At 59.2% G+C, this 21,736-nt stretch carries 17 protein-coding genes; 6 read left to right on the top strand and 11 right to left on the bottom strand.

Annotation, left to right across the window (positions count from 1 at the left end; all coding sequences use genetic code 11):
• Positions 1-77 precede the first annotated feature (77 nt).
• The 6 genes from pdxR (at position 78) to KIN_RS00250 (ending at position 9,001) form a co-directional block, all read left to right on the top strand.
• Positions 78-1,556: a MocR-like pyridoxine biosynthesis transcription factor PdxR gene (gene pdxR, locus KIN_RS00275; protein WP_159803972.1), complete on the top strand. Its 1,479-nt coding sequence runs from the start codon at positions 78-80 to the stop codon at positions 1,554-1,556.
• A gap of 96 nt (positions 1,557-1,652) precedes the next feature.
• Positions 1,653-3,422, top strand: coding sequence for a sulfoacetaldehyde acetyltransferase (gene xsc, locus KIN_RS00270; RefSeq protein ID WP_159803971.1), 1,770 nt, complete (start codon positions 1,653-1,655; stop codon positions 3,420-3,422).
• A gap of 90 nt (positions 3,423-3,512) precedes the next feature.
• Positions 3,513-4,478, top strand: a complete 966-nt coding sequence (locus KIN_RS00265) for a bifunctional enoyl-CoA hydratase/phosphate acetyltransferase (RefSeq protein WP_159803970.1) — start codon at positions 3,513-3,515, stop codon at positions 4,476-4,478.
• Entirely contained in the window at positions 4,475-7,327 is a 2,853-nt protein-coding gene (locus tag KIN_RS00260) for a molybdopterin oxidoreductase family protein (protein WP_159803969.1), read from the top strand. The genes KIN_RS00265 and KIN_RS00260 overlap by 4 nt, the downstream gene beginning before the upstream one ends.
• A 58-nt stretch (positions 7,328-7,385) precedes the next feature.
• A complete protein-coding gene (locus KIN_RS00255; RefSeq protein ID WP_159803968.1) occupies positions 7,386-8,126 on the top strand; it encodes a 4Fe-4S dicluster domain-containing protein in 741 nt (246 codons plus the stop codon).
• Positions 8,126-9,001 (top strand): dimethyl sulfoxide reductase anchor subunit family protein, encoded by an 876-nt coding sequence (locus tag KIN_RS00250; RefSeq protein ID WP_159803967.1) that lies wholly within the window; start codon positions 8,126-8,128, stop codon positions 8,999-9,001. The genes KIN_RS00255 and KIN_RS00250 overlap by 1 nt, the downstream gene beginning before the upstream one ends.
• Positions 9,002-9,004: 3 nt before the next feature.
• Here the strand turns inward: KIN_RS00250 and hisD are convergent, their stop codons facing one another.
• The 11 genes from hisD to KIN_RS00195 form a co-directional block, all read right to left on the bottom strand.
• Positions 9,005-10,312 carry a histidinol dehydrogenase gene (hisD, locus tag KIN_RS00245; RefSeq protein WP_159803966.1) on the bottom strand — a complete coding sequence of 436 codons (1,308 nt, stop codon included), beginning with the start codon at positions 10,310-10,312 and terminating at the stop codon, positions 9,005-9,007.
• 119 nt (positions 10,313-10,431) lie between these two features.
• Entirely contained in the window at positions 10,432-10,974 is a 543-nt protein-coding gene (locus tag KIN_RS00240) for a DUF3726 domain-containing protein (protein WP_279285191.1), read from the bottom strand.
• Complete coding sequence (locus KIN_RS00235) at positions 10,971-12,614, bottom strand: hypothetical protein (RefSeq protein WP_159803964.1); 1,644 nt, start codon at positions 12,612-12,614, stop codon at positions 10,971-10,973. Before KIN_RS00235 ends, KIN_RS00240 begins: the two co-directional genes overlap by 4 nt.
• On the bottom strand, positions 12,611-13,609 hold the full coding sequence (locus tag KIN_RS00230; RefSeq protein WP_373281626.1) for a membrane dipeptidase: 999 nt from the start codon (positions 13,607-13,609) through the stop codon (positions 12,611-12,613). The genes KIN_RS00235 and KIN_RS00230 overlap by 4 nt, the downstream gene beginning before the upstream one ends.
• A gap of 54 nt (positions 13,610-13,663) precedes the next feature.
• The gene (locus tag KIN_RS00225) at positions 13,664-15,106 is read right to left on the bottom strand and encodes an NAD-dependent succinate-semialdehyde dehydrogenase (protein WP_159803963.1); all 1,443 of its coding nucleotides are present in this window, start codon (positions 15,104-15,106) and stop codon (positions 13,664-13,666) included.
• Positions 15,103-16,098, bottom strand: coding sequence for an aldose epimerase family protein (locus KIN_RS00220; protein WP_207710107.1), 996 nt, complete (start codon positions 16,096-16,098; stop codon positions 15,103-15,105). The genes KIN_RS00225 and KIN_RS00220 overlap by 4 nt, the downstream gene beginning before the upstream one ends.
• The gene (locus KIN_RS00215) at positions 16,095-17,189 is read right to left on the bottom strand and encodes a Gfo/Idh/MocA family protein (protein ID WP_159803962.1); all 1,095 of its coding nucleotides are present in this window, start codon (positions 17,187-17,189) and stop codon (positions 16,095-16,097) included. Before KIN_RS00215 ends, KIN_RS00220 begins: the two co-directional genes overlap by 4 nt.
• The gene (locus tag KIN_RS00210; protein WP_159803961.1) at positions 17,186-18,532 is read right to left on the bottom strand and encodes an L-fucose/L-arabinose isomerase family protein; all 1,347 of its coding nucleotides are present in this window, start codon (positions 18,530-18,532) and stop codon (positions 17,186-17,188) included. Before KIN_RS00210 ends, KIN_RS00215 begins: the two co-directional genes overlap by 4 nt.
• A gap of 3 nt (positions 18,533-18,535) precedes the next feature.
• The gene (locus KIN_RS00205; RefSeq protein ID WP_159803960.1) at positions 18,536-19,564 is read right to left on the bottom strand and encodes a tagatose 1,6-diphosphate aldolase; all 1,029 of its coding nucleotides are present in this window, start codon (positions 19,562-19,564) and stop codon (positions 18,536-18,538) included.
• Positions 19,561-20,442 carry a PfkB family carbohydrate kinase gene (locus KIN_RS00200; RefSeq protein ID WP_159803959.1) on the bottom strand — a complete coding sequence of 294 codons (882 nt, stop codon included), beginning with the start codon at positions 20,440-20,442 and terminating at the stop codon, positions 19,561-19,563. Before KIN_RS00200 ends, KIN_RS00205 begins: the two co-directional genes overlap by 4 nt.
• On the bottom strand, positions 20,442-21,695 hold the full coding sequence (locus KIN_RS00195; protein ID WP_159803958.1) for a cytochrome-c peroxidase: 1,254 nt from the start codon (positions 21,693-21,695) through the stop codon (positions 20,442-20,444). Before KIN_RS00195 ends, KIN_RS00200 begins: the two co-directional genes overlap by 1 nt.
• Positions 21,696-21,736: the final 41 nt, after the last annotated feature.

Genomic DNA, 21,736 nt, shown 5'->3' with positions numbered 1-21,736 from the left:
ATCAATGCTATACCGCCACCTTCCAATCCCGCCGCGCGCCTGATAGGTCCAAAACATCACTCGTTTAGGTCCAGTCTATGCCCATCGCTGTCGAAACCTTCTTCCTCGATCCTGCTTTTGAGGGCACCTTGCAGCAGCAGATCCAGCAGATGGTTGCGGGGGGCATTTTGTCGGGTCGGTTTCGGCCGGGGGAAAAGCTGCCGTCGTCGCGCAAGTTGGCCCATCATCTGGGGGTCAGCCGGATCACCGTGACGCTGGCCTATAATGAATTGATGTCGGACGACTATCTGACCTCTGCCGGGCGGTCTGGTTATTATGTCTCGGACAAGGCCCCCGAGCCGCCCGAACTGACGCAGCGCATGTCGGGTGATACGGTCGACTGGTCCCGCGCCATCGGCACTCGGTTTTCCGGCGGCATCCAGATCGAAAAGCCCGTGGACTGGCGACGCTATAAATATCCGTTTCTCTATGGCCAAGTGGACCCGACGCTGTTTGACCGCCAGAATTGGCGGCTTTGCGCGGTCCGTGCCTTGGGACAACGGGATTTTGACAGCCTGACTGCCGATCAGATGGACCGCGACGATCCGCAACTGCTCGAATTCATCGCCCGCAACACCCTGCCCCGCCGGGGTATTCTGGCAAGCCCCGACGAGATCCTGATCACCATCGGCGCCCAGAATGCGCTGTGGCTGACCGCACAGGTCCTTCTGACCCAACGCCGGACCGCGGCGCACGAGGATCCGTCCTATCCCGGCATCCGCTCTATCCTCCGGCAATCACGCTGCCACCGCCTGCCGATCCCGGTCGATGCCGATGGTCTGCCCCCCGATCTGATCCCGCCCGAAACGGACGTCGTTTTCACGACGCCCAGTCACCAATGCCCGACTGCCGCGACCATGCCACTGGAGCGCCGACACGCCCTGCTGGACCGCGCGCGCAAGGACGATTTCCTGATCGTCGAGGATGATTACGAATTCGAAATGTCGTTCCTGCGCCCGCCGTCCCCCGCCTTGAAATCACTGGATGAGGACGGCCGCGTGATCTATATCGGCTCCTTCTCCAAGTCGCTCTTTCCGGGGCTGAGGCTGGGCTATCTGGCGGGCCCCGCGCCCTTCATCCGCGAAGCGCGCGCACTTCGATCCGCCGTCTTGCGCCACCCGCCCGGACATATGCAGCGCACCGCAGCCTATTTCCTGTCGTTGGGCCACTACGACGCGCTGGTCAAACGGTTGCGCACCGCATTTCAGGACCGCAGGCGCATCATGGACAAGGCCATGGCCCAGCACGGGCTTGAGATTGCGGGCGCGGGCACATTCGGAGGCTCAAGCTACTGGATGCGCGCCCCGGACGGCGTGGACACCAAGCAACTGGCCGAAACCCTGCGCGCGCGCTCCGTTCTGATCGAACCCGGAGAGGCATTTTGTGAACGGACCGCCCGCACCTACAGGCATTACAGACTGGCCTATTCATCAATCACCGCACCCCAGATCGCCCCCGGCGTCGCCCTGATCGCACAGGCGATGGAAGAAGCGCAGGCTGGCGTTATACACGCATAATTTTGGACCTATCGAAATGACACCTCAAAAGATAGCTTCGCGCTCAAAGCTCCGGCGATTCCAGCCGGGTCTACCTCTGTTCAGGGAGCCCACCTCATGAAGATGACCACCGAAGAAGCCTTCGTCAAAACGTTGCAGATGCATGGGATCAAACATGCGTTCGGGATCATCGGCTCTGCCATGATGCCGATCTCGGACCTGTTCCCGTCCGCAGGCATCAAGTTCTGGGACTGCGCCCACGAAGGCAGCGCAGGCATGATGGCCGACGGCTACACCCGTGTGACCGGCGAGATGTCCATGATGATCGCCCAGAACGGCCCCGGCATCACCAATTTCGTAACCGCCGTGAAGACCGCCTACTGGAACCACACACCGCTTTTGCTGGTCACGCCGCAGGCGGCCAACAAGACCATCGGTCAGGGCGGATTTCAGGAAGTCGAACAGATGAAACTGTTCGAAGACATGGTCGCCTATCAGGAAGAGGTCCGCGACCCGTCCCGCATCGCCGAGGTTCTCAACCGCGTGATCCTGAAAGCCTACCGTGCCTCGGCGCCCGCCCAGATCAACGTGCCGCGCGATTTCTGGACTCAGGTCATCGACATCAACCTACCCGCAGTGGTGGATTTCGAACGCCCGTCGGGCGGCGAAGACGCAATTGCCCGCGCCGCAGATCTTTTAAGCAGCGCCAAGTTTCCGGTAATCCTGAACGGCGCAGGTGTCGTTCTGGCGGACGGCATCCCGGCCTCTATGAAACTGGCCGAGACGCTCGATGCGCCTGTCTGCGTCGGCTATCAGCACAATGACGCGTTCCCCGGGTCGCATCCGCTTTTTGCCGGGCCTCTGGGCTATAACGGTTCGAAGGCGGGGATGGAACTGATCTCCAAGGCTGATGTGGTTTTGGCCCTCGGCACCCGGCTCAACCCATTCTCCACCCTGCCCGGCTACGGCATCGACTACTGGCCGCAGGACGCCAAAGTCATTCAGGTCGACATCAACCCGGACCGGATCGGCCTGACCAAGACGGTCACCGTGGGCATCGTGGGCGACGCAAAGAAAGTGGCGGAAGGTATCCTTGGCAAGCTGGCCGATCACGCGGGCGACGCAGGCCGCGCAGACCGCAAAGCCCTGATCGCGGACACCAAGTCTCGCTGGGCACAGGAACTGACCTCGCTCGACCATGAAGAGGACGATCCCGGCACCACATGGAACGAGCGCGCGCGCACCCGTCAACCCGATCACATGTCGCCCCGCCAGGCATGGCGCGCCATTCAGGCCGCTCTTCCAAAAGAGGCAATCATCAGCTCCGACATCGGCAACAACTGCGCCATCGGCAACGCCTATCCGTCCTTCGAGGAAGGCCGCAAATATCTGGCGCCCGGTCTCTTCGGCCCTTGCGGCTATGGCTTCCCGGCCATTGTCGGTGCCAAGATCGGTCAACCTGACGTACCGGTTGTAGGATTCGCGGGCGACGGCGCCTTCGGGATTTCCATGAACGAGATGACAGCAGTTGGGCGTGGCGACTGGCCCGCAATCACGATGATCATCTTCCGCAACTATCAGTGGGGTGCCGAAAAGCGGAACACGACGCTGTGGTTCGACGACAACTTCGTCGGGACCGAGTTGGATCTGGATGTGCGCTACGCCGACATCGCCAAGGCCTGTGGCCTCAAGGGCGTGCAGGTTACAACCATGGATCAGCTGACCGACGAGCTGAACAAGGCCATCAAGGCGCAGATGCAGGACGGCGAGACCACCTTCCTTGAAGTCGTGCTCAATCAGGAACTGGGTGAACCGTTCCGCCGCGATGCAATGAAGAAGCCGGTATCCGTGTCCGGTATCGACGCCGCCGACATGGCCGCCGAGTAAAAGACGAAAACCCAGAATGTCCGGCCTCACACGGAAGCCGGATTTACGCTGTCAGATGAACTGACAAACCCACCAGAGGACGCGCCGGACATGACGTCAGACACCACACACACGCGGTCCCCGTTCTTATCGACCGTCCAGGCGGTGGCGCCGGCTGCTCTGATCGCCCGCGCAAAAGGTCTGCCACCGCCCCGCGTCGCCATCGCCCGCGCAGGCAGCGCCCTTCCGATGGAAGCTGCGAAAGAGGCCGTGGAAGCCAATATGATGGAGCCGCTCTTTACCGGCGAAGCGAACGTCATCAGAAAGCTTGCCGACGACCTGCAGTGGGACATCTCCGGCTTTGAGATCATCGAGGCCAAGGGCGAGGCCGCAGCCGGGCAAGCCGCAGCCGAAGCCTGTGGCCGCGGGGACGCCGATGTTCTGATGAAGGGTCAGCTTCACACCGATCAATTCATGAAAGCCGCCTTGAACCGCGACGCAGGCCTGCGCACCGGCAAACGGCTGGTCCATATCTTCCACATCACCCATCCCGGGGGGGGGCGCCCGCTGTTTTTGTCCGACGGCGCAGTCAACGTGGATCCCAACATGGAAACCCGGCAGGACGCCATCCGCTCCGTGGTTGACCTGATGCAGACACTCGACATCGACCACCCGCGCGTCGCGATCCTGTCTGCCACCGAAAGCGTTCTGGACGCCGTGCCGTCCTCGGGCGAGGCGCGTACGCTCGCCAACTGGGCCGCAGAGAATATCCCGAATGCCAGTGTGTCCGGCCCGCTCGCGCTGGATCTCATCCTGTCGCCGGACAGCGTCGCCACCAAGGGGCTGACCGATGATCCGGTCGCGGGCAAGGCCGATGCAATCATCGTGCCCGACATCGTCTCGGGCAATGCGCTCTTCAAGGCGCTGGTTTACCTGACAGGGGCCTGCGCCGCCGGGATCGTCATGGGGGCCAAGGTTCCGATCCTTCTGACCTCCCGCGCGGATCCACCTGCGGCACGGCTCGCCTCGATCGCGCTGGCGGCCATCGTGAACGCGACGAAGGGCTCCACGTCATGACCCACCAGCCCAAAATTGATCTTTCACCGAAAGTCTCGGACGAGATCCGCAAGACAACTTGCTACATGTGCGCCTGCCGTTGCGGCATCAATGTCCATATGAAGGACGGAAAGGTTGCATATATCGAAGGCAACCGCGATCATCCGGTGAATCAGGGTGTTCTCTGCGCCAAAGGCAGCGCCGGGATCATGCAACACAATGCTCCGTCACGGCTGCGCGCACCGCTGCGCCGGGTGGGGCCTCGCGGATCGGGCGAGTTCGAGGAAATCACGTGGGAGGAGGCGCTCACACGTGCCACGGATATCCTCCGCCCGATCCGCGAAAAACACCCTGAAAAGCTGGCCTTTTTCACCGGCCGCGATCAGTCGCAGAGCTTCACGTCCCTTTGGGCTCAGGGCTTCGGCACACCGAATTACGCGGCCCATGGCGGGTTCTGCTCGGTCAACATGGCGGCGGCGGGCATCTACACGATGGGCGGAGCGTTTTGGGAATTCGGCCAGCCCGACTGGGACCACACCAAGATGTTCATGATCTTTGGTGTGGCCGAGGATCACGACAGCAACCCGATCAAGATGGGTCTGGGCAAATTGAAGGCACGTGGCGCCAAGGTCATTGGCGTGAACCCCGTGCGGTCGGGCTACAACGCTGTGGCGGATGAATGGGTCGGCATCACACCCGGCACGGACGGGCTTTTCATTCTCGCGCTGGTGCATGAGTTGATGAAGGCCGGCAAGATCGACCTCGACTATCTCGCCAACCTCACCAACGCGCCCGTTCTGGTCAATGGCGACGAAAAATCCGCCGACCATGGCCTGCTTCTGCGCGACGACAACAATAAGCTGATGGTCATCGACCGGACAACCGGAAAGCCCACGGCCTTCGATACGCCTGGCGTCAAGCCGGATCTGTCGGGCAAACTGCGCGAGGCGGGCGTCACCCATCGGGCCGTGTTCCTGCACATGGTCGACAGATATCTTGATCCACAATACGCGGCAGAAGCCGTCGCCGACAGGACTGGCATCCCCGCAGACCGTATCAAGCGCATCGCCGCGGAACTGGCCGATGTCGCTTTCAATCAGGCCATTGAGATCGACCAGCCATGGACCGATTTCCGGGGTCAGACACATGAGAAGATGATCGGACGCCCCGTCAGCTTCCACGCCATGCGCGGCATCTCGGCCCATTCCAACGGCTTCCAGACCTGCCGGTCTCTGCATCTGCTGCAGATCCTCTTGGGCTCCGTCGAAGTGCCCGGCGGTATGCGCTTCAAGCCACCTTACCCCAAGCCACCAGAGGCGCACCCGAAACCCCATTGCGGGGTCCAGCCCAACTGCGCCTTGAACGGACCACATCTGGGCTTTGTCCACGGTCCCGAAGATCTGGCGCTGGATGCCGACGGCAACCCGGCCCGCATCGACAAGGCGTTCACCTGGGAAAACCCTATGAGCGCCCACGGCTTGATGCACATGGTCATCTCCAACGCCCATGCGGGTGATCCTTACAAGATCGACACACTCTTCATGTACATGGCCAACATGTCGTGGAACTCGTCCATGAACACGCGCGGCGTCATCGACATGCTCACCGACACGGATGAGAACGGCGATTACGTCATCCCGAACATCATCTATTCGGACGCCTATTCATCCGAGATGGTGGCCTATGCCGACCTGATCCTGCCGGATACCACCTATCTGGAACGCCACGACTGCATCAGCCTTCTGGACCGCCCTATTTGCGAGGCCGACGCCGTCGCCGATGCAATCCGCTGGCCTGTGGTCGAACCTGACCGTGACGTGCGCGGCTTCCAGTCCGCGCTCTGCGATCTGGGCGGGCGCCTTGGCCTGCCGGGGTTCGTGAACGAGGACGGCACTCAGAAATACAAGGATTACGCCGATTACATCACCAACCACATCCGCCGCCCCGGCATTGGCCCACTGGCCGGATGGCGCATGGCTGAAGGTTCGGGGGTGGGTGGGACGCCGTCTGAGGCGACAGCCGACGGACGCGGGTCACCGAACCCCGACCAACTTGACCGCTATATCGAAAACGGCGGCTTCTGGATGGAACATGTCCCGGCAGAGGCCGCCTACTATAAACCTTGGAACGCGGGCTATCAGGACTGGGCCGTCAAGATGGGCTTCTATGACGCCCCCCAGCCCTACATCTTCAACCTCTATGTCGAACCCATGCGCCGGTTCCAGTTGGCCGCCGAGGGTCACGGCACACGCCAGCCGCCAGAACATTTGCGCGAGCGGGTGAAATCTACCATGGACCCGCTGCCCATCTGGTACGAGCCCTTCGAGGAAGCCGCCGTCAACAGCTACGAATTCCCCCTCCACGCGCTGACCCAGCGGCCCATGGCCATGTACCATTCTTGGGGGTCACAAAACGCATGGCTGCGACAGATACACGGGCACAACCCGCTCTATGTCCCCACCAAAGTGTGGGAGGCGCACGGATTCGAAGACGGCGACTGGGCCAAGGTCACTTCACCACACGGCACCATCACAGTGCCCGTCGCCCATCAGGCTGCGCTGAACGACAGCACTGTCTGGACATGGAACGCCATCGGCAAACGCAAGGGCGCATGGGCCTTGGACACCGACGCCCCCGAGGTCACGAAGGGCTTCCTTCTGAACCATCTGATACACGAGCTTTTGCCGCCCAAGGGCGACGGTCTCCGCTGGGCGAACTCGGATCCAATCACGGGACAAGCCGCATGGTTCGACCTGCGCGTGAATATCGAGAAGACGGTCGCGCCAGCCGAAAGTCAGCCCAGCCTGCCAGCGCAAAAGTCTCCGGTTGGCGCAGGGCCCGACAAGCTGGCGTGGAAGGTGGGAAAATGAGTCCGACAAAAGTCCGATGGAAGTCCGATAGATTTCCGAAAGCCAAAAAGGACACCTTATGACCCAGTTGCCGACCCACACGGAAAAGAAACTGGGGCTTGTGATCGACCTCGACACCTGTGTCGGGTGCCACGCCTGCGTGGTCAGTTGCAAAGGATGGAACACCGAGAATTATGGCGCGCCGCTCAGCGATCAACAGCCCTATGGCGCGGAGCCCGTTGGCACCTTTCTCAACCGTGTCCACAGCTACGAAGTTCAGCCCGAAACAGGCTTCGCCCAGACAATCCACTTCCCGAAATCCTGCCTCCACTGCGAGGACGCGCCCTGCGTTACGGTCTGCCCCACTGGTGCCAGCTACAAGCGTGTCGAGGACGGCATCGTACTGGTCAATGAAAGCGACTGTATCGGGTGCGGTCTGTGTGCCTGGGCATGTCCCTACGGTGCGCGGGAGATGGATTTGGCAGAAGGTGTCATGAAGAAATGCACCCTCTGCGTTGACCGGATCTACAACGAGAACCTGCCCGAAGAAGACCGCGAACCGGCCTGCGTCAGAACATGCCCGTCGAACGCCCGGCATTTCGGCGATCTGGCGGATAAAGATAGCAAAGTCAGTAAGTTGGTGGCCGAACGTGGGGGCTTTGACCTGATGCCCGAACAAGGCACAAAACCCGTAAACAAGTACCTTCCGCCGCGCCCCAAGGACGAGGAAATAGACATCCTCGCGCCATTCCTTGAACCCATCGCGGCAGAGCCCACGGGCTTTCTGGGATGGCTCGATCGCACGCTGGAGAAGATCTGATGCATCCAGCCCCGTCGATCATCTTCTTCACCGTCTTTTCCGGTCTGGGCTTCGGCCTTCTGACCTTCTTGGGTTTTGGCAAACCGGACGTCTCGGGTTTCACCGCCTTCGTCTTTTTCGCCGTGGCCTACGCCTTGGCTGTCAGCGGTCTGATCGCCTCAAGCTTTCATTTGGGCAACCCACAGCGCGCGCTGAAGGCCTTCACCCAATGGCGGTCCAGTTGGCTCAGCCGGGAGGCCTGTTTGAGCGTCGCAGCCCTTGTTATCATGGGTCTCTACGCAATTGGCGTGGTTTTCTTCAACACACGGATTGCCCCTTTGGGGCTGCTTGGTGCAGCCCTCAGCCTTGCGACGGTCTTTGCCACGGCAATGATCTACGGTCAGCTGAAAACCGTGCCCCGTTGGAACCACTGGACCACACCGCTTCTGTTTCTCGGCTACGCTCTGACGGGGGGCGCATTCCTCGCCGGACAGACTAGCATCGCCTTGCCGTTGCTGCTGCTTCTAGGGGTTGGTCAACTGGCCGCTTGGATGATCGGCGACGGTCAGTTTGCCAAGGCAGGATCCACCATCGAAACCGCCACGGGGCTGGGAAACATCGGGAAAGTCCGGATGTTCGAAGCGCCCCATAGCAGCAAGAACTACCTCATGACCGAAATGGTCCATCAGGTCGGCCGCAAGCACCGTCACACCCTGCGGATCTTTGGAATTCTCTGCCTGAGCCTGACCCCATTTATCCTGCTCAGCGCCTTTCAGTTCAGCCACATGTTGGCGCTTGCCGCGGTGCTTCTTCACATCATCGGCGCTGTCACAATCCGCTGGCTGTTCTTTGCAGAGGCAGAGCACACCGTCGGTCTTTACTACGACAAACGGTAAGGCTCAGTCGTAGCGCACTTGGTGAGCAACCTCGAAATCCCACGACGTTTGTCCGCCGAACTTTTGCAGACGCCAGTCGCAAGCACGGGCATGGCCATCCATCCCCTCGACCCGTGACAGACGGGATGCGACTGCTGACATTTCAGGATCCGCATCGGTCTTTATCTCCTGCCAGGTCAGGACCTTGAGGAATTTCATCACGTTCAGCCCGCCGGTGTACCGGGCCGCCTGACGGGTCGGCAGAATATGGTTTGTGCCAGAGCATTTGTCGCCATGGGTCACCGTCGAACCTTCACCCAGAAACAGCGAGCCGTAATTGCGCAGACGGTTCAGCCACCAATCCAGATCTGCGGTCTGCACCTGCAAATGCTCGCATGCGTAGCGATCCGAGACGGCAGCCATTTCTTCCCGTGTTTCGCACAGGATCACCTCGCCAAAATTCTCCCACGCCGTGAGCGCAACCTCTCCTGTCGGCCAATCGGCCGCGACTTTCGGAATAATCCGGGCCACAGTTTCGGACAATTCCGGGGACGTCGTGAACAACCAGACCGGGGAGTTCGTGCCGTGTTCCGCTTGAGACAAGAGATCAATAGCGACAGTCATAGGGTCTGCCGTATCATCGGCAATCACCGCACTTTCGGTCGGCCCGGCAAAGACATCGATCCCGATCTCACCAAAAAGCTGACGTTTGGCTTCCGCAACGTAGGCATTGCCCGGCCCCACCAGAATGTCAGCCGGACGCGCACCGAAAAGGCCAAGCGCCATCGAGGCGATTGCCTGAACACCGCCCATCTCAAGGATCACGTCCGCACCGGCCAGATCGAGCGCATAGGCCACGGACGGATCAATGGCATCGCCACGGGGCGGGGAAGCTGCAACCACGAACGGTACACCCGCCGCCTTGGCCGTCGCAACGCTCATCAAAGCAGAGGCCACATGCGCATACCGACCGCCCGGGATATAGCAGCCTGCACAATCGACCGGAACACACCGCTGGCCAAGCGTCACGCCGGGCTCCGTATCGATCTGAAAATCCTGAATGCTGCCCCGCTGCGCCTTCGCAAAGCGCGATATCTGCTTGAAGGCAAAGCCGATATCGTCGCGTGTCTGCTGCGGTACCTGCGCAATCAACCGCTGCTTTTTCTCATCGCTCAACGCAAAGTCGGAGGTCCAGCCATCCAAGTCTGCCGCATACTTCCGGACAGCATCTTCACCATTGGCACGGATTTCAGACAGCATCCCTTCGACCAGCGTGCGGATGCGACCGTCTTCGATCTGCGTGTCGATTGCTGGCTGTTTGATATGCTTCATCGAAAATCTCCCGGCAGAATGGTGCGTCGCTTACGGCTTCCGCGAAAGTAGCCTGTCTTCCAAGGCCAAACGCGCGGTTTCCAGGGGCTTTCAAGTATCCCGAAACTGATCTTTAGTGATCAATCGTTGTCAGTCAGACCAGCTCCGGCACCACCGCTGCGTGACGCTTCACTGGCTGCCACATAGGTTTTCGCCGCAAATTCCATCAATGCCCGCCAGACAGTGTCTGGAATACCGTCCGCCGTTGACAAGGCTGGTACAGAACCCCTTGAGACCGGGATGGAACGATCAGTGCTATCGGTTATCACAAGGCGGCTGAGCGTCACGCCGAACGCCTGTTCGATATACCGCGCAAGCGCGCAGGTAATCTCCGGGGCATCAACTTGAAGAACGTGAACGTCGACGTCCTCGCTCAGGGCAATGTCCAAGGCTGCAACTCCGCAAGTCAGAACGCGGGCTTTGGTGAACTTGACGATGCCGCCCTCTTGGTACGGTCGCGATGCAGGGAACGGGCCTCTGAGCGCAGTGGGCAGTTCGTGCCATGCAGCCGTGCTCAGATCAGGGACGACACGCGCAAGCATCTCGGCCGCACCCAGCGGCGCCCCCGCACCACGGACTGCCTTCAACACGAGCATCTGCGCCTCGTTGGCCGAGCGTCTCATGCACCGAAGACAGGCAGCCACCAATCGTCCGCGCCGCCAAGTTCATCAAACAGAGGCGCACCTTGCGCCAGGGTGATCCGGATCCAGCGATCGGACTTTGGGTCAAATTTGGATGCCCCGAAGAACGACAGCTTGCACCGTAGCATATCAATCGGCTTGCACCCCTCGCCAATCAGGTTATCGCAGATTTCGGAATAAGGATGAGCAAGATTGATCTGCACACGATGTACCGCTGATCGGTGCTGCGGATAGGCTCTCAGGAAAGAAGCAAGCGTGCCATCTGCGTCAGCCATGTCCCGGTGAAGAGCCTGAATTTGCCGAGCAATGTCCAGAGGGCTTTCCTGATCCGCGCCCGGTTCTTCCGCACGGCGCCCCAGACGCGGCTCCAGTTTTTCTTCGCTCACATACCAGAACTGGGCCGTTTCCCAAGGATCATCAAAGTTGATCTCAAGCGCCCAGTCCCACCGCGCTTCGATCAACATCCGTAAATCGCATACTCCGCCCCTCGGATCCAAAGGCGGCAACTGAGCGCTGATCATGCCGAGGGCAAGCTGATCCACAAGATCGCCAAAAGGTTCCAGAACAAGCGCTGCGGCCAATTCTTCACAGTCCCGCGAGATCGTGGCACAGACGCGAACCAGCTGGTCAATAGGTTTGGGCTGGTCGAGCAAGTCTTTAAGGTTGGCTGTGAGGTCTGCCCAGTCCAACCGCAACCGCGCGATCCGCTGCTGGTGTTCCACGTCAGGGACAGTCCATTCGCCAAGATGCTGCGCTGCGCGATCTGTAAGAGCGACAATACGGTCGATCTGTTCAGACGTAAGACCTCGCACCGCTCTGACCCGCGCCAAGGCCGTCTCCCGCGCCATCATCCAGTTGTTGAGAAGGTCCGGGTGAGACACCAGGAACGGCGCCATGCCAAGTCCGGTGGAATTGCCGATACCAAGGTGCCGCTTCACTGCCGGGTCCAGCTGTCCGCCGCCGACATGCTCTACAAGATCATGGGTGAAGCCACGGATCAGCCAAACAGTGAGCATCTCAGCCATGAACGGACCGTCCAATCCAGGTCTTTCCCTGATGACTTCCCGATCCGCTATGCCGAACTTACCGTTCCCATAGACCGCCGTGGTTCGCATCAGGTACCCAATATCGCGGACCATCTGCAGGTCGGGTTGCGCACCTCGTCGAAGCGCCTCGGCGACATGCGCGAACAGGCGCACGGATTTGTTGGCCCGGCTCAACACGAGATCGCGCTCAGTAAATCGCCCGGCCTCTTGCAGCGGGGCGTTCTCTGTCAGACGCGCAATCTCATTGCTATCCGGCACGCCGTCATACAACACATACGTGGTATCCCACGCCTCTGCGATAACGCGGTCCGTTCGCTGATCCGGCGACAGTGCGTTTGAGACCGCAACGAGGCTGTAAGTGTATCCACCAAAACTGATGGAATAGACCGCATGGCCGTACCCATCATTGTCCATTTCCCAGACAGGCCGCATCACGGATGCGCTTTCCGTCCCCAGATATCGCAGTAGCGTTCTCATAAAGCTGAGACGCGTCGGAAACATCGCCCCCATCCGAGCCAGACGCATGACGTCTGCCGGTGGGCGTAACGGCTCTTGTGGGGGAAGTGCAATTGTCATGCTGCGGGACCGAAGGAGGCGTCATAAAATCGCTGCCAGTTGTCGCCCATGATCGCCGCAACCTCCGCTGCGGTGAACCCGACGTCTTGCAAGCCTGCCGCGATTTGACCGAAATCGCGATTGTCCCTGAACCAGCCGGGCATGTCGGGAAACCCCGGCGCATCCGCAGAGCCTTCACCGAAATCGGTCACCTTTGACCAGCGTCCGTTGCGCATCCATGACACCACACTGTCGGGTTGATCTTGGCAAAGGTCCGACCCGATCCCAAGCGCATCCGTACCGTACCGTTCTGCGGCTTCCGCAATCATCGTGCAAAATGAAGTCAGTGTGCAACTAGACCCATCTTTCAGATGATGCGGATAAAGAGAAAACCCCAGCATGCCCCCTGATGTCGTCAAGGCCCGCAGAACCTCGTCAGACTTGTTTCGAAGCGCCCCGTGCCACCACGCCGGATTTGCATGGGTGATGGCGATTGGCCGGGTGGAGTGGTCTATGGCTTCCAATGTAGAGCGGTTTGCCGAATGGCTCATATCGATGACCATCCCGACGCGGTTCATCTCGGTCACCACTTGCTTGCCGAAGCGCGTGAGGCCCGTGTCATCTTCCTCGTAGCACCCCGTCGCAAGCAACGATTGGTTGTTGTAGGTCAATTGCATAAACCGAACGCCGAGCTGGTGGAAAACCTCAACCAGACCGATGTCGTCTTCGATAGGGCTTGGATTCTGAAAGCCAAAGAAGATAGCGGTGCGGCCTGTCTCTTGAGCCCGCTGGACGTCCTTACCGGTCAATCCGCGAAAGATCAGGTTGGGATACTGCTCGAACCACGTGTTCCACGCCTCCAAATTGAGGACGGCTTCACGGAAGCTCTCATGATAGGCGATCGTGACGTGAACAGCATCGACGCCCCCCTCACGCATCTGACGAAAGATCTTTTCAGACCAATTGGCATACTGAAGGTTATCGATGACGGGCGCGCGCATGGGACGATGCTCCATGGCGCGCCCGCCGAAATCAAGTCCCTATGCGACACTCACGTTCGCAGAGCGCCATCAGAAATCAACGGCGGTGTACTTAGTGTCCATGTAATCCTCGAGCCCTTGACTGCCGCCTTCCTTACCCAAACCACTTTCCTTTACGCCCCCGAAAGGTGCCTCGACGGTGGTAATGAGCCCCGAGTTAATCCCGATCATGCCATATTGTAGGCCCTCGTTAAGACGCCAGATACGCCCGATGTCACGGGTGTATGCGTAGGACGCCAGACCGAATTCAGTGTCATTCGCCCAATCTATTGCGTCCTGCTCATCCTCAAAGCGAAACACCGGTGCGAGCGGTCCAAAGATCTCTTCCTTCGAAAAGCGCATGTCTTGGGTAGCCTCAGATACGATTGTCGGCTCAAAGAAACTGTGCCCTTTCTCGTGACGGTTGCCGCCGAGTATCACTTTACCGCCTTTTTCCTTGGCGTCTGACAACAGTTCCTCCACCTTCTCGACAGCATCCATGTCGATCATCGGCCCCTGCTCGACGCCATCTTCGCGTCCGTCACCCACTTTCATCTTCGCGGTCTCGGACTTCAGTTTCTCGACAAATTCATCGTACACGCCGGACTGTACATAGATTCGGTTGGCGCAAACGCAGGTCTGACCCGCATTGCGAAATTTGGAGACGACGGCCCCCTGAACAGCGGCGTCAATATCGGCGTCGTCAAAAACCAGAAACGGCGCGTTGCCCCCAAGCTCCATAGACACCTTTTTAACCGTGTCCGCAGATTGCCGAATGAGCTCTTTGCCAACACCGGTGGAGCCTGTGAACGTGACCTTACGCACACGCGGATCATCCATGATTGCACCGCCGATCTTTTTCGCCGAACCAGTCAGAATGTTGATCGCACCCTTTGGAAAGCCGACCTCTTCGCATAAAGCAGCCCATGCCAGACCAGAGTATGGCGTCGCTGTTGCAGGCTTTGCCACGACGGTGCAGCCGACGGCCAAGGCCGGGCCAACCTTGCGTGCCAGCATCGAGGATGGGAAGTTCCACGGCGTGATCATTCCCACCACGCCCACCGCGTGTTTCGTTACAAGGATACGGCGACCATTCCCGGGTGCTGGGACAATCTCACCTTTTGCACGGCGCGCCTCTTCGGCGAACCATCGGATATAGCCCGCGCCGATGGTGATCTCTCCCTTCGCCTCCGCCAGCGGTTTACCCTGCTCGACCGTCAGCAATTCCCCCAGAGTGTCGCGGTTGTCCATCAGTGCATCGTGCAGCTTCCAAAGCAAATCGAGACGTTCCATCAAAGGCATGGAGGAGAAGCCGGGAAAAGCTTCCTGTGCTGCCGCGATCGCGCGTCTGGTTTCATCCGTGCCGCTGGCCGGGACAGTTCCAATCACCTCGCCTGTCGCGGGGTTGATCACATCAATGGTCTCACCGCCGTCCGCGCCGACCCATGACCCGTCGATAAAGTTCGCTTGCTTGAGATATGTGTCGTAGCTCATGAGGCTGGTCCTTTTGAAAACTTGAATTGCGTGTGCTGACGGTAGGTGTCGTCTGGTCGGAGTACAGCGTTTGGAAAGCTGTCGTGGTTGATGGCGTCAGGCCAAACCTGCGGTTCCAGCGCCAGCCCGGCATTTGGTCCATAATGTTTTTGCTCGAGCCCGGGTATGTCGATGTCGATTTTATAGCCGTCGTAAACCTGAAGCCCCGGTTCCGTTGTCAGAACCTCCATCGAGACATCACTTTGCGTTGACATCAAACGGGCGACACGGCGCAATGGTTCCCGCTCGGACGACAGGCACAGATTATGATCGATCAACGTTTCGTCCGCGATAGGACGGGTCGTCCTGAAATCAAAGCGCGTGCCGGCGACATTCGCAACTGTCCCTGTGGGAATGAAAAGGTCATCGACCTCAACGTAATGATCCGCATCAACCTGCAGCAGGTGGTGTGCCGTATCCCCAGTGTCATCAAGCGCCCAATAGGTATGATGGGCAAGATTGCAGAGGGTCGGGGTGTCGGTGGTTGCATGAAGTCGAATATCGAAAATGCCATCCGGCAGGCAAGTGTAAGTCACACGTGCCGACAGTTTGCCCGGGTATCCCATCTCGCCGTTGTCAGCGATATATTCCAGCGTTACGCTATCCGGGCCAATACCAACCACGTCCCAGTTGCGCTTTCCCATGCCCTTTGAGCCACCGTGCAAGCTGTGGATGCCTTCGACGTTCCGGTCGAGTTGAAAGGTCTTCCCGTCAATTTCGAAACTGGCATTGGTGATCCGGTTGGCGCATCTGCCAGCAATCGCACCGAAATAGGGAGATGATGTAAGGTAGGGCTCGAAGCGTTCGAAGCCAAGCACCAGCGGGTGCGGATGTCCCTCAAACCTCAGATCCTGCAAAACTGCCCCGTAGCTTAAGATCCAAGCCGTAAGACCGCCGCCCTCTATGCGGTGGCGCGTGACTGGATCACCAGCGGGCATCGCACCAAAGCTCAAGGGCCTTTTCCTCGCAAATCAATTGCCTGTCCGGACCGGGCACTTTCTTCTGCCGCCTCACCGACCAATACTGACCAATAACCATCCTCCAAGGTGATCTCAGGCGCGCCGCGCCCGGTTCTGACCAGCTTTAGGAAGCGCTCATGCTGGAAATAGGTCGATCCGTGGTGATCACCCGCGTTCAGGATTTTTTCGTCTACATGTATTTCTTCGCGGACCTCTTCTTTCAAGGCGCGCAATGACATGACAAACTCGGATTTCCTTTCTTGGCCATCGGGTGCGAACCGGGCCGGTCCCGGTACGAACGCCTCTAATCGCGCCTTTTCGCCTGTCACGGCCACGGTTTCCTGCCAATATGAGCCTTCGGCGAACATGCACAAATCCAACATTCCGCGCGCGCCGGAGGCGAAATCCACAATGACATAAGCATTATCCACGATATCCGGCACCTTTCCAAAATAGCGCTCATCCCTGTGGTTCACGTCGACGCCAGCACTTGCGTAGACCCGCACGGGATCGCTTTTCAGAACCAGACGCATGAGATCCCAGAAGTGGCAGCATTTCTCGGTCAGGGTTCCGCCCGTCCGTGTGTTAAACCGGTTCCAGTCCGCGACTTTAGGCAAAAAGGGAAAACGGTGTTCGCGGATCGACATCATGCGGGGGGTGCCCGCAGCACCCTGATCGATGGCCTGCATCAGCCGTTGCAACGGCGGCATATAACGGTACTCCATCGCGACCCAAATCGGCGCGTTGCGACCGCGCGCCATGTTCAGCAAATCTCGGCAATCCGCTGACGTGGTGGCCAAGGGCTTTTCTACAAGGATCGGTTTGTCTGTCGCGAGCAATTTCTGGAGTATGCCTGCGTGTAAGTCATTCGGTGCGGCCACCAGGTAAACGTCGCACAGATCCGAGCCCAACAGCTCCGCGTAGTCGGAAAAGGCCCGCGCGCCATGGGCGACTTCAGCGGCTCGGCACCGCATGCCTTCATCCGGATCGGCCACCGCAGTGACGGAGGCCCCGTCCAGTAAGGCGATATTGCGGATGTGTTCCTGCCCCATCATGCCGGCGCCGATCAGACCGTACCGGATCATTGTCCCACCCCCAGTTCGATGAGCGGCAGGTTCATCCCAGCGGCAACCGATCGTAAGGCATCGGCATGATCGCCATAGGCCAGTGCCATGTGATGTTCCAATCCGCTGTTCATCACGTCCCGCAAGACGCCCGCAGCACCGTGGTCAAAGCGGACCACGCCTGATGTACCGGTGAATGCCATGTCCCGTGCCAGCATCTCACCGGTTGCGATAATGATCTTCGGTGTGCCGCCCGCCTGAGAGAGCCGGAAAAATGTCACGCGCCCCGGCTTCAAGGTGAACTCGTAGAGCAATGCCTGCCTGCGGTTCGTATGAACCGTGGCCATCGGTGTGTCGTCCGTCATTGAGACAGGCGCTTGCCCGCAATGCCACACCACACCTGTGTCGTCCGCAACATCCATATCGACGAGATCGGCCAGAAACACCGGCGCGTCTGCAATCTCCTGCAACATCGCCTGCGTTACCGCACCATAGACATCCGCCTCACAGGCACACGGCACACGCGCCTCGCCCATCATCGACACGGGGCCACAGACCGCACCACCATATTCAGTGAACGTTTCTGGCCAACACCGTATCGCGAAGGCGTCATACTTGCCGTCTGTCTTCAGTTGATCCAACGCCCCGGCGAGTCGCAAGGATCTATTCAACTCGCCCGCATCCATGTGTTTAAGATTTGGAAGAGCTGCTGCTTTCTCCATATAGGGCGCGACGGCATCTTCGGGCAAAGCGCGTGCGGCTGCAAACATGTCGTCCAGTGCAAGCTCATCAATTTCCGCACCAGTAAGTGCCTTCAGCGCGCTTTTGTCATACGCACAGGTATCGAACCCGATGGGATGTTCCCCTATCCGCGCAATTCGCAAACCCTCGGCAGGCATCGGTGAAGGCGATACATTCGGGACAGAGCCTTCAATACGCCGAACGCCGCGCGACCCATCCAGCAGCGACGTCAGGTCCACATCTTCCGGATCTCCATAAAGCCAATTGAAAGCGATCCCGTTGGCGGCCAATGCGTGGCTCGCGAGATTCAAACCACAGAATGCATTAAGCCGCAGCCGTCCGCCTAAGCGCGGTTCAGGAACGGCCCAGATCGCAAGCGGTCGATTGAGCTTGGATGCCTCCACGATAAAGGCGGCGTCGGTAAAGGTTACTTGCAGGATAAGGACCAGATCCGCCTCACCCACCGCATTCAGCGCGTCAAGGCTCGCTTCCATCAACAAGCTTCTGGGCCCTACGATCTCATGACCCGTGGCATCCAAAACAGCCAACATACCGGCCAGCTTCTCTTCCGCATAAGCAACATCGAAGGTCGGGCGCGCCAGGGGCAAAAGTCCAATCTTCATGGTTCAGAATCCGTCGTAGCCATGCCGAAAGCTGGCATCCGCTGGGGTGAATTGCGCGCCGCCCTCGCCGAAACATGTATGCTGATCCCACGGCGTTGCCTTCGCATCGGTCAATGCACTGATCTCCGCCATGTAGCTTGAGCTGTCGCCCCGCAATCCAACCTCTATGTCGTCCCAGTCCGGGAACATCTGAAACGCATCCAACCAGATCGCCCGACCTGCCAAGAACCCGGATGCGCCAGCGGCGTAAGCGTGTTCAAGTATCGTGTGGAACTCAGGTTTTCCGGCACCCGCTGACAACATGACCCAAGGGCGACCAGAAAGACGGCCCATCTCATCGAACAGGTCCTGCACCCCGTCCGTGTTTGCAACATCCTTGGCCGGAACCGGGCTTTCCAGCTTGAAAACATCAACACCGTAGTCCGGTTTTGCGAATTCCTCGACCGACGCCAGAACATCACCTGCACGCTTGGTGTTCATTTCGACGTATTCGCTGGTCTGCTCCGCGTCGCTGTCCAGGGGATGAACCAGCAGTTCGAAAAGGAACGGGATATCATACTTGGCGCAGGCCGCGCCGATCCGCTTGGTCCAGTCTTTCTGGTGCTGCAACACAGCCGCATCCGCATCTGGCCGATACCAAGCGAGGACTTTGACAGCGTCGCCACCCATCCGCTTGATCTTCGCCACCGACCAATCATCGATCTCTGACGATTTCCGGCCGTTCCCCGTTTCCTCGAAAAGCGAGTTCTCCAGCGTCACAATCAGGCCCTTTGTTGGCGACAGATGCTTCAAACCCACCGGGATCGCATAGTGAGGATCAAGCAGCATGGCCGACGAGGCCTCCTGCAACGTCTCGACCAGCAGCGCTTTAAACCGCGCAACATCTTCAAAAGGCGCCTCCGCCGTTCCGTAGTGCTGGGCGATTGGTCCTTTAATCGGTGGGCGCTGATCCACTGCGGTCATCTTGAAAAGACCCGACGCGTCCGCCATCCGGCGCATTCCCCAGAGCTTGCCCGGCGATAAAATTATCATGTGTTGTCCTTTAGAAACTGTTCAACCTGTTCGCGGTTCGGCGCCGCCTTGCGGCCCCCATGGCCCGTACATTTCAATGCCGCCGCGGCATTTGCAAACCGAATTGCCTCTTCGATCACTGCCCCCTCTGACAGATTGAGCGCGAACGCGCCGTGCCACACGTCGCCCGCCCCCAATGTATCTTTGACATCGACCTTGAAGGCAGGCATTTGACGCACATGGTCGCCCTCGACCCAAGCGACACCGGCACTGCCCGAGGTCACGGCAACCCAGCCCGGCAGACGCGCTGATGCGCCCAAAAGCGCTTCTTTTACATTGGTTTCGGTTTGGAAATCCAGAAGCCCCTGTTCCGAGAAAATAACGTGGCTTGCCGCCTCAGCCAGAGCGAGGTCAATCGGTGCTTCCCCGTCCAAAATGCCAGGTGAACCAAGCGCCCGTGCGTGCTCTAAAGCCAGAAGGGAGGCCTCGGGCCAACGGGTATCCGCGAGCACAGCGTCGATGGCCTCCAACTTCAGCGGTGCCGGTTTTTGGCTTAGCCCTTCCCCGCGAAACGCCATGATCTGCCGTTCGCCGGTCCTGTCCACGTAGACCGACGAAACAGCCGATCGCCCCCCTTCCGCGATGTCGACCAAATCCAACAAGACACCTTCGTTTGTCAGATCCTCCATCACTTGCGTTTGAACAATATCGCGCCCGAACCGGGCCAACAGCGAAGCCCTCTGACCCAACCGTGAAATCGCCACGGCGGCGTTTGCGGCGCACCCCCCGCCGACAGTTTCCATATCAAACGCCCTGTATTTCTCGGCCGCTTTTGGTAACTCATCTACGCGGTAGACGAAGTCCAGAACCGCACTGCCGACGACCAAGACATGAACCATCAGTCGACCTTCAATCCGCTAGGTACGATGTCGGGGCGCCCCAATCTTCCATGGCGGCTGTCCCTACCTGTCAAAGAGCCCATAAATGCCACGAGATCCTCAATATCACGATCACTGAGATCGCGCGGTTCGATATCAAGTTTGCCTCGCACCCGCGCCATTTCGCGACTGTCTTGATGGATCGCAAAGTCCACCGCAGAGAGGTTGGGAATATCCGGAAGTCGCGCAAGCTCTGGCAGCCAATCGAGCAGGCTTTTCCCTGGGTTTGCATGGTGGCGAATGATACCGGCCAGCGTCGGATAAGCGCCGTTGTGACCGTACGGGCCCGTTAGGGCAACATTACGCAGCGACGGGGTTCGAAATCTGTAGGCATCGGCCAAATCATTACTCTCGGCCATGCGCCCGACATCCCGTGGCAGAGGATCGAACTGCCGGGTGCGCCCTGGACCGAAAGGCGGCAAGCCGATCGCGTGAAAGGCATGGTCCGTTTGAAACGGCCCGCTATGGCAGCTGCTGCATCCCGCACGGCCGTAAAACAGCTTGCGGCCTCGATCCTGATCAATTGTCAGCTGCCCTGTTCCCATGAGCCATTCATCGAATGGGCTGTCAAAGCTCCGCCACTCACTGCCCATGAATGCACCAAGTGCGTTTGCAATATGGGCAATTGAGATATCCTCTCGGGTGTTCAGATCGAAAGCCCGCGTGAACCGCCGGGCATAGTCATCAATCCCGCGCACTCGCTTCGCTAATATGGGCCAACCTTTGTCGATCCGATCATGTACTGCACCGGACACTTCATTTTCGCTTGGGTTGCCCGCCATTTCAAACTGCGCGGTCATCGGAAACAGCGCTTGCGCGGCGAGGAGGCCTTCCAAGCCTTCGGGTAACCATTCTTCTGCCGGGGAGTTTATGCCGTTCCCGTAATCGTCCGACGCGCTTACCCGGCCGTCGTGGAAAAACGTCCGAAACTGGTGCGCGCCGATATTCCATAAAGCGGGCGCATGCCGAGGTACGCGTTTCTTGATCTCATCGAGCCCAACCTTGCGACTTGGTCCAACGCCCTCCCCGCCTTCGCCGATAGACAGGCTGACCCCATCCGCCGAGAAATGATCGTGATGATGGCAAGTCCCACAGCTGATGTTGCGATTGCCCGACAGGATGGGGTCATAAAATAAGAGTTGGCCCAATGCGGCCTTCTCTGCGTCAATCGCGGGAAACATCTCGGACGTGATCACCAATGGTTGCTCCGCCATTGCGGTTGACCCTACAGACAGGCAAAGTGCGATCGCGACAC

Source organism: Litoreibacter roseus, assembly GCF_009811795.1.
GTDB classification, from domain to species: domain Bacteria; phylum Pseudomonadota; class Alphaproteobacteria; order Rhodobacterales; family Rhodobacteraceae; genus Litoreibacter; species Litoreibacter roseus.
This window is presented reverse-complemented; position numbering and strand designations above follow the sequence as displayed.

What these genes read in the sequence shown, in the direction of transcription:
- pdxR (WP_159803972.1), top strand. Translation starts at nt 78, where the DNA reads ATGCCCATCGCTGTCGAAACCTTCTTCCTCGATCCTGCTTTTGAGGGC.
- xsc (WP_159803971.1), top strand. Translation starts at nt 1,653, where the DNA reads ATGAAGATGACCACCGAAGAAGCCTTCGTCAAAACGTTGCAGATGCAT.
- KIN_RS00265 (WP_159803970.1), top strand. Translation starts at nt 3,513, where the DNA reads ATGACGTCAGACACCACACACACGCGGTCCCCGTTCTTATCGACCGTC.
- KIN_RS00260 (WP_159803969.1), top strand. Translation starts at nt 4,475, where the DNA reads ATGACCCACCAGCCCAAAATTGATCTTTCACCGAAAGTCTCGGACGAG.
- KIN_RS00255 (WP_159803968.1), top strand. Translation starts at nt 7,386, where the DNA reads ATGACCCAGTTGCCGACCCACACGGAAAAGAAACTGGGGCTTGTGATC.
- KIN_RS00250 (WP_159803967.1), top strand. Translation starts at nt 8,126, where the DNA reads ATGCATCCAGCCCCGTCGATCATCTTCTTCACCGTCTTTTCCGGTCTG.
- hisD (WP_159803966.1), bottom strand. Translation starts at nt 10,312, where the DNA reads ATGAAGCATATCAAACAGCCAGCAATCGACACGCAGATCGAAGACGGT.
- KIN_RS00240 (WP_279285191.1), bottom strand. Translation starts at nt 10,974, where the DNA reads ATGAGACGCTCGGCCAACGAGGCGCAGATGCTCGTGTTGAAGGCAGTC.
- KIN_RS00235 (WP_159803964.1), bottom strand. Translation starts at nt 12,614, where the DNA reads ATGACAATTGCACTTCCCCCACAAGAGCCGTTACGCCCACCGGCAGAC.
- KIN_RS00230 (WP_373281626.1), bottom strand. Translation starts at nt 13,609, where the DNA reads ATGGAGCATCGTCCCATGCGCGCGCCCGTCATCGATAACCTTCAGTAT.
- KIN_RS00225 (WP_159803963.1), bottom strand. Translation starts at nt 15,106, where the DNA reads ATGAGCTACGACACATATCTCAAGCAAGCGAACTTTATCGACGGGTCA.
- KIN_RS00215 (WP_159803962.1), bottom strand. Translation starts at nt 17,189, where the DNA reads ATGATCCGGTACGGTCTGATCGGCGCCGGCATGATGGGGCAGGAACAC.
- KIN_RS00210 (WP_159803961.1), bottom strand. Translation starts at nt 18,532, where the DNA reads ATGAAGATTGGACTTTTGCCCCTGGCGCGCCCGACCTTCGATGTTGCT.
- KIN_RS00205 (WP_159803960.1), bottom strand. Translation starts at nt 19,564, where the DNA reads ATGATAATTTTATCGCCGGGCAAGCTCTGGGGAATGCGCCGGATGGCG.
- KIN_RS00200 (WP_159803959.1), bottom strand. Translation starts at nt 20,442, where the DNA reads ATGGTTCATGTCTTGGTCGTCGGCAGTGCGGTTCTGGACTTCGTCTAC.
- KIN_RS00195 (WP_159803958.1), bottom strand. Translation starts at nt 21,695, where the DNA reads ATGGCGGAGCAACCATTGGTGATCACGTCCGAGATGTTTCCCGCGATT.